Origin of the sequence: Aeromonas sp. R1-1, from assembly GCF_040908495.1 — a bacterium.
In the GTDB taxonomy this organism is placed as follows: domain Bacteria; phylum Pseudomonadota; class Gammaproteobacteria; order Enterobacterales; family Aeromonadaceae; genus Aeromonas; species Aeromonas veronii.
Map to the genome: position 1 here is coordinate 1 of NZ_JBFODV010000097.1, position 6,873 is coordinate 6,873.

The 6,873-nt window shown below is 57.9% G+C and carries 6 protein-coding genes and 5 tRNA genes; 7 read left to right on the forward strand and 4 right to left on the reverse strand.

Annotated elements, in window-relative coordinates:
- Positions 1-53: 53 nt before the first annotated feature.
- Positions 54-671: a riboflavin synthase subunit alpha gene (locus AB5Y92_RS05555; RefSeq protein ID WP_368225892.1), complete on the reverse strand. Its 618-nt coding sequence runs from the start codon at positions 669-671 to the stop codon at positions 54-56.
- A gap of 103 nt (positions 672-774) precedes the next feature.
- Positions 775-1,677, reverse strand: a complete 903-nt coding sequence (locus AB5Y92_RS05560) for a DMT family transporter (protein WP_368225887.1) — start codon at positions 1,675-1,677, stop codon at positions 775-777.
- A gap of 130 nt (positions 1,678-1,807) precedes the next feature.
- On the opposite strand from AB5Y92_RS05560, the gene AB5Y92_RS05565 reads away from it, so the two are divergent.
- The 7 genes from AB5Y92_RS05565 (at position 1,808) to AB5Y92_RS05595 (ending at position 4,182) form a co-directional block, all read left to right on the forward strand.
- Positions 1,808-2,014: a YaeP family protein gene (locus tag AB5Y92_RS05565; RefSeq protein WP_005352334.1), complete on the forward strand. Its 207-nt coding sequence runs from the start codon at positions 1,808-1,810 to the stop codon at positions 2,012-2,014.
- Positions 2,015-2,163: 149 nt separating this feature from the next.
- On the forward strand, positions 2,164-3,543 hold the full coding sequence (locus AB5Y92_RS05570) for an MATE family efflux transporter (protein WP_047440645.1): 1,380 nt from the start codon (positions 2,164-2,166) through the stop codon (positions 3,541-3,543).
- A gap of 159 nt (positions 3,544-3,702) precedes the next feature.
- Positions 3,703-3,779 (forward strand) — tRNA-Val (locus AB5Y92_RS05575).
- A 13-nt stretch (positions 3,780-3,792) separates the two neighbouring features.
- Positions 3,793-3,869, forward strand: a tRNA-Val gene (locus AB5Y92_RS05580).
- A gap of 18 nt (positions 3,870-3,887) precedes the next feature.
- Positions 3,888-3,964: transfer RNA gene (locus AB5Y92_RS05585), tRNA-Val, on the forward strand.
- A gap of 26 nt (positions 3,965-3,990) precedes the next feature.
- Positions 3,991-4,067 (forward strand) — tRNA-Val (locus AB5Y92_RS05590).
- 38 nt (positions 4,068-4,105) lie between these two features.
- Positions 4,106-4,182, forward strand: a tRNA-Val gene (locus tag AB5Y92_RS05595).
- Between the two features lie 166 nt (positions 4,183-4,348).
- On the opposite strand, the gene AB5Y92_RS05600 is transcribed toward AB5Y92_RS05595, so the two are convergent.
- Positions 4,349-6,184 (reverse strand): sigma 54-interacting transcriptional regulator, encoded by a 1,836-nt coding sequence (locus tag AB5Y92_RS05600; RefSeq protein WP_368225889.1) that lies wholly within the window; start codon positions 6,182-6,184, stop codon positions 4,349-4,351.
- A 283-nt stretch (positions 6,185-6,467) separates the two neighbouring features.
- A complete protein-coding gene (locus AB5Y92_RS05605) occupies positions 6,468-6,872 on the reverse strand; it encodes a hypothetical protein (RefSeq protein WP_368225891.1) in 405 nt (134 codons plus the stop codon).
- Position 6,873: the final 1 nt, after the last annotated feature.

Sequence of the window (6,873 nt, forward strand, 5' to 3'; positions counted from 1 at the left end):
CTGCACACTGCAGGCCCTTGCTTATGAGGCGATTGAAACCAAGCCGTTTCCTTTCAGTGACCCCCGCGCGCCGCCAGTACCCGCTCCACCGTATCGACGATGGCCTGGGTCTGGGGATCGATCTCGATGTTGGTCGGCCAGCCGGCGCGCACCCAGCCGAGGTTGGTGCGAGCCAGCGTCTCGGGGATCAGGTGAACGCAAAACTCACGACCGCGCACCTCGCCGATGGTCAGGCTGATGCCGTCAATGCCGATATACCCCTTGGTCAGCACATATTTCATCAGCTCGGGAGCAAGGCGATACCACACCTGACGGTTGTTGGGTGTGTCGATCACCGAGGTAACCTCTGCCATGCCGATGATATGGCCAGACATGGCATGACCGCCGATCTCGTCACCAAAGCGGGCAGCCCGCTCCACATTGACCTTGTCCCCCACCTGCAGCTTGCCGAGGTTGGTCAGGCGCAGGGTCTCCTGCATCAGATCGAAACTGACCAGCTCCCCCTCGACCCGGGTGACGGTCAGGCAGCAGCCGTTGTGAGCCACCGAGGCACCAAGAGCCAATCCCTCGCCCCACTCCCGGCTGGGCATGCGGATCACGTGGGTACGAAATGAAGCACTCTCTTCGATGGCGACCAGCTCGGCCACACCTTGCACAATTCCGGTAAACATCATCACCTCTTTGTTTCTGGTAACACGCTCTGTTTTTTATCGCGGCCTGTGGCCGCTTCTTTTACATAATCCGCTTTTTACACAATTCGTTTTATACACACTGTCACACCTGCTCCGCCGCCTCTGACAGCGCCAACACACGCGCCCGGCGCTGGGAATGGATGACCACTATGCCAGCCAGCACGATGAGCAGACACCCCGCCATACTACTGACGGTCGGCATTTCACCAAACATCAAATAGCCGCAGAGGGTTGAAAAAAAGATCTGGAAATAGAAGAAAGGCGCCAGAGTAGAGGCCTGCGCATACTGCATCGCCTTGATAAGGCAATATTGGGAGAGCAGGGTCACCACCGGCAGCGCCAGCAGATAGGGCCAGTCGGCAAGCGCCGGAAAGCGCCACAGTGCAGGCTGCCAGCAGAGTGCGACCATTGCCACCATCCCCAGCATGAAGCAGGTGACGATTAGGATATCGAGGGTGGTCAGACGTGGATCCACCAGCTTGGTGATGAGGTTGTAGCCTGTGTTGGCCAGTACAATGATCAGTGGCAGCAGATAGTAGAGGTTCGCGTCGCCCCCGTCAGGATGGGTCACCACCAGCACGCCAAACAACCCCAACAGCACGGCCGCCACCTTGGTCCGGGTCAGACGCTCCCTGAAAAAGATCACGCCCGCCACCACGAAAGCCAGCGAACCGAGCTGGCAAATGATGGTGTAGACGTTGAGTGGCACATGGGCCAGCGCAATCACCGAGACCAGCGCACAGACCAGAAACAGCACCGAACGCAACAATAGCCAACGATCCACCGCCAGCAGCGCCGACATGGTGCGCCTTGGCAACAACAGCAGCAGACCGAGGAAAGGAACAAAGAAGCGAAACCAGACCATCTCCATCACGGAGTAGCCATGAAGTACCAGATATTTGTCCGCGCCATCCTTAAGCGTCAGGGCGAGAAGTGTAAACAGCGTCAGAAAGATCGCCAGTGAGTTGCGCGAAGAGAGCAGCATCAAAGAGGCTGAAACAGGAAAAGGGGGTAATCAAACTAACGGGCTTGCCGTAAATTACAACCGCGAGACTGACAAAATGGGAGCAAAACCGCTATATTTGCTCGCCTTTTTACTTTCAAGGAAGCAAATCATGATGGTTTATGAGTGCTGTGAAGCGATCCGTATCGCCTATAACCAGATTGGCTCCGGCGAGCAGGGCTATGTGCCGAAGGCCATCGCCGCCACCATCCGAGCCCTCAACGCGGTCGCCGCCGATGAGCGGGTACCCGCCGAACTGCGCGAACAGGCTGCCTATGCCGCTGCCAACCTGCTGATCAGCGATCACGAAGACGCTTGATCCTGCCCCCCGGGGTGGCAACTATTTCGTCCTGGCTGAATTTCAGGCTAGAATGCCTCCCCCACCCTTTGCACTTTCGTCCGAAAGTGCAAAGGCTCTTCCCGATTTCCGCTCTTTTTTACTCTTATCTGATCCACTCGGAGGTGTCAGTGCAACGTTATTGGTCCGAGGCGAAGCAGCTCGTCCGTCTAGCCAGCCCCATTCTGGTCGCCCAGGTGGCCCAGGTCGCCATGAACTTCGTCGATACCGTGATGGCGGGTCAGGTGAGTGCGGTCGATCTGGCCGCCGTGTCGGTGGCGTCCAGCTTCTGGCTACCGGTGATCCTGCTGGTGCAGGGGATCATCATGGCGCTCACCCCCATCGTATCCCAGCTCAATGGCGCCCGTAAACGGGAGGCAATCCGTCCGGCCGTTCATCAGGGCTTCTGGCTGGCACTGATCGTCACCCCGCTGGCGATGATCGCGCTTTATTACAGCCCGCTGGCGTTGCAGTTCATGGATGTGGAGCCGGTGATGGCGGCCAAGACCACTGGTTATCTGCACGCCATCCTGTGGGGTCTGCCCGCCTTCGTGCTGTTCCAGGTGCTGCGCAACTTCAGTGAGGGGCTCTCCCACACCATGCCTACCATGGTGATCGGCTTTGTCGGGCTGGCGGTCAATATTCCCGCCAACTACATCTTCATTCACGGCCACTTCGGCATGCCGAAACTGGGCGGGGTGGGTTGTGGCGTGGCCACGGCCATCGTGCTGTGGGCCATGCTGCTGGCCATGATCCTCTATGTGAAGCTCTCCCGTCACTTCACTGAGATCCGCCTCTTCTCCCAGCTGGCTCGCCCCAACGGTAGCCGGATCTGGCGCTTGTTTCGCTTGGGCTTCCCCATCGCCATGGCGATCTTCTGCGAGGTGACCCTGTTTACCGTGGTGGCCCTGATGCTGGCCCCCTTCGGTGCCGAGACGGTGGCGAGCCACCAGATTGCGCTCAACTTCTCCAGCCTGGTCTTTATGCTGCCCCTCTCCATCGGGGTGGGTGTCACCATCCGGGTCGGCCACAGTATAGGTGAAGGGCAACCCCATCACGCCCGGGTGGCGGCTCGCACCGGCTTGATGCTGGGGATGGCCATCGCTGCTGCAACTGCCGCCATGACGGTGCTGCTGCGCGAGCAGATCGCCTCCATCTATACCGATGATCAGCAGGTGATCGTCCTGGCGGCCATCTTGCTGTTCTTCGCCGCCATCTATCAAATCTCGGACTCGGTGCAGGTGGTCGCGGCCGCCGCACTACGCGGTTACAAGGATACCCAGGCGATCTTCTACGTCACCATCGTCGCCTACTGGGGATTGGGGCTGCCCACCGGCATGATCCTGGGTCTGACCGACTGGCTGGTGCCGCGGATGGGGCCGCAGGGCTTCTGGATCGGCTTTATCGTCGGCCTCACCAGTGCGGCCCTGATGCTGGGGGCGAGATTGCGCTACATCTATGGCCGTTTTGCCACTCCGGAGGCCTGCACTACCCTGTCGCGAGCCCAGTAACAGGGCTTGGCAAGCGACAACTCGCCTGCAAAATCAACAGGCTGCGCAAGAACTGGGCAAACAGTCTCCTTTGTGCATATGGCCTGTTGACAGCCTTGGGGGGCATGGGTAGTATGCCGTCCACGTCAGCAGCGCTGGCGTAGTGAAGTAAGAAAAAGTGGGTTTATAGCTCAGTTGGTTAGAGCACTACCTTGACATGGTAGGGGTCGTTGGTTCGAATCCAATTAAACCCACCACTTTTTCTGTGATGCGTCCTTAGCTCAGCTGGTTAGAGCACCACCTTGACATGGTGGGGGTCGGTGGTTCGAATCCACTAGGACGCACCATTACAGAACACTGATTATGCGTCCTTAGCTCAGCTGGTTAGAGCATCACCTTGACATGGTGGGGGTCGGTGGTTCGAATCCACTAGGACGCACCATTCAGCATTGAAAGAAATGCAGATGTGGGTTTATAGCTCAGTTGGTTAGAGCACTACCTTGACATGGTAGGGGTCGTTGGTTCGAATCCAATTAAACCCACCACTTCTGCATAAAGAAATAAAAGTCGCATTGCGCACCCTGCGTCCTTAGCTCAGCTGGTTAGAGCATCACCTTGACATGGTGGGGGTCGGTGGTTCGAATCCACTAGGACGCACCAGATTAAAAAAGCCCGCTCATCGAGCGGGCTTTTTGCATTCTGTCCAGCTACTCCCCTGCCCCGCCAATCCGTTCAGCACAATTCGGCAATGGCGCAGAGCCTTGTTCCCATAAAAAGCCCGTGTCGTCTGATAAACGACACGGGCCAGATCGATGCCGCCAGCGCCTCAGCTCTGCACGGCAATCTCGTACTTCTTTATCTTGCGATAGAGGGTGGCAATCCCAATCCCCAGCGCCTGTGCGGCCAGTTTTTTGTTGCCGAGCCGCTGCAGGGTCTCTTCTATCATCTGTTTTTCCATGCTCTCAAGTCCACTCTCACCCGGAACGGGTTCAGGCAGTTTCTCCGGCGTGGTGGCGAGCGGAGCGGTGGCAGGCACATTGAACGACGCATCCAGATTGGTCACCGGGATCGACTGGGCGGAGACGTGATGGGGCTCCTGATTGCGGATGATGTTGGGGGGCAGCAGGCCGGCGTCAATCACCTCGCCCGCCTGGCTGACGTTGACCAGATATTCGATGAGGTTGCTGAGCTCGCGCACGTTGCCCGGCCAGCGATACCCCTTGAGCAGCGCCATCACCTCGGGTGCCAGACCGGGATAGACGATGCCAATGCGGCTGGTGTGGAGGTTGAGAAAGTAGTGGGTCAGCAGCTCCACGTCCCCTTCCCGCTCCCGCAGCGGCGGCAGGTTGAGGGGGATAACGTTGATGCGGTAGTAGAGATCTTCACGAAACTTCCCCTCGGCGATGTATTGATCGAGATGCTGGTGGGTGGCGGCGATGATACGAATATCCACCGACACCGGCCGGCTGGCCCCGATGGGAGTCACCTCCCGCAGCTCCAGCACCCGCAGCAGCTTGGCCTGCATGGTCAGCGGCATGTCGCCAATCTCGTCGAGGAACAGGGTGCCCTGATGGGCCGCCTGGATCAGGCCCTGCTTGCCCCCGCTGGAGGCACCGGTAAAGGAGCCTTTCACATAACCAAAAAGCTCGCTCTCAAGCAGTTGTTCGGGAATGGCGGCACAGTTGATGGCAATAAAAGGCTTGTCCTGACGGGGACTCAGGCGATGGACTGCGCGGGCCACCACCTCTTTACCGGTGCCGCTCTCGCCGCAAATCAGCACGCTGGAGGGACTCTGGGCGATACGGTGCAGCAGCCGCTTGAGGGTGCGCATCGGCTTGCTCTCGCCGATCAGCTGATCGATACGCACATCCGGATCCGGCTCCTGAACCAGACCGGAGTGGGACTGATGAAACGCCATCAGAAAGAGCTGCTGGCCCTGCACATGGTGCAGCTGGCCGATGATCAGCTCCTGACGACCTTCAAAGGTGATGATGTGCTGAAGATGACCGCTCAGCCCCTGTTGGGAGAAGGTGAGCGGGCGGATCCCCACTTCGCGCCCCTGCAGCTGTTCCTGCTGGCAACCCAGATGATGGAGTGCCGCCTCGTTGGCGTAGAGCAGTTGACTCTTGTCATCGAGCAGCAGGCAACCCTGATCCATGTTGGTCATCAGATTGAGGAACACCTTGTTGACCCCGTCCGACAGCCCACGCGAATCGAGCAACTTGGCCACAAAGATGGTGGAGATGTGGCGCACATAGTCGCACACATCCTGCAGATTGTTGTTGAGGCGCGCCTGCTGCTCGTCGCTGAAGGCCACCAGACTGATCACCCCGATGCAGCGCTCGTCCACCATGATGGGCACCCCGAGGAAGGCGCGCTCACGGCAGCTCTCCTTGCAGGTACAACCGTCACACACGGGATCATCGCTGGTGTGGGTAACGATCTTCTCCCGCTGGTTATCAATCACATAGCGCAGCAGTCGGGAGTCGCCCTCCAGCTGACGTCCGAAGAACTTGCCATAAGGCCCGGTGCCAGCCACCCGAACCATATCGGCATCCACAATCTCGACCTCAAGCTGCAGCACACTCGCCAGCATCTTGGCAAAGCGCAAGATGGTCGGCTGGATCTGCATCAACAGACACTGGTTGCTCACGGATCTCATCCATCATTCCTTTTTGTTCTTGTTATCCTCCCCCGAAAGGGAGTCATGCTGGCCAGATACTAAGGGATATCAGGGGGAACTACTTCGGGGGGGATCACGAAAAGGGAAAAAGATCCGCATCCTCTGCGACTTCAGAGGTACAGATAAAATTCAATAAAAACATAAAGATGAAAACACATGCAGCAAGATAAACCACTCGGGACAGCCAAGCCTGCAGATCTGCGGAATCCACCGACAAATCATGCTGAAGGTGGGGAAAACAACCTCTGATATGACATTTGGCTCACGCGCCGCGTACCTGTTTCAAGACTTGGCAATCATGGTCGAAATCCGCTTTATCTTGCGGCTGAATGTAACTTTGCCAGTGGGCAAACAACTCGGCCGTCGGATAACGATGCAGACGAATACCGGTGCGATAGAGTTTGGGAAAGAGTGGGTCTGGCTGGGATCTCACGACCAGACCGCGCAGCTTCTCGCCAGAGGGAATGGTAATCACCAGCTCATCCCCCTCTTTCAACCGTATGGCCCCAAGAATGCCGATGCCGCCGATGGCTATGTCTCGCACCACCACATAGGGCACCGGGTTGAGCAACTCCAAAAACCAGTTGCGACGGCTGCATTCTGCCTTGTAACCACCGCCACTGAGGATAAAACGGCGGTGTCTGCGCCAGTCATAACCGGTAGGCAAT

Bases quoted from the DNA above. Each gene is read 5' to 3' on its own strand.
- AB5Y92_RS05560 (WP_368225887.1), bottom strand. From the start codon at position 1,677: ATGCTGCTCTCTTCGCGCAACTCACTGGCGATCTTTCTGACGCTGTTT.
- AB5Y92_RS05555 (WP_368225892.1), bottom strand. From the start codon at position 671: ATGTTTACCGGAATTGTGCAAGGTGTGGCCGAGCTGGTCGCCATCGAA.
- AB5Y92_RS05600 (WP_368225889.1), bottom strand. From the start codon at position 6,184: ATGAGATCCGTGAGCAACCAGTGTCTGTTGATGCAGATCCAGCCGACC.
- AB5Y92_RS05565 (WP_005352334.1), top strand. From the start codon at position 1,808: ATGATGGTTTATGAGTGCTGTGAAGCGATCCGTATCGCCTATAACCAG.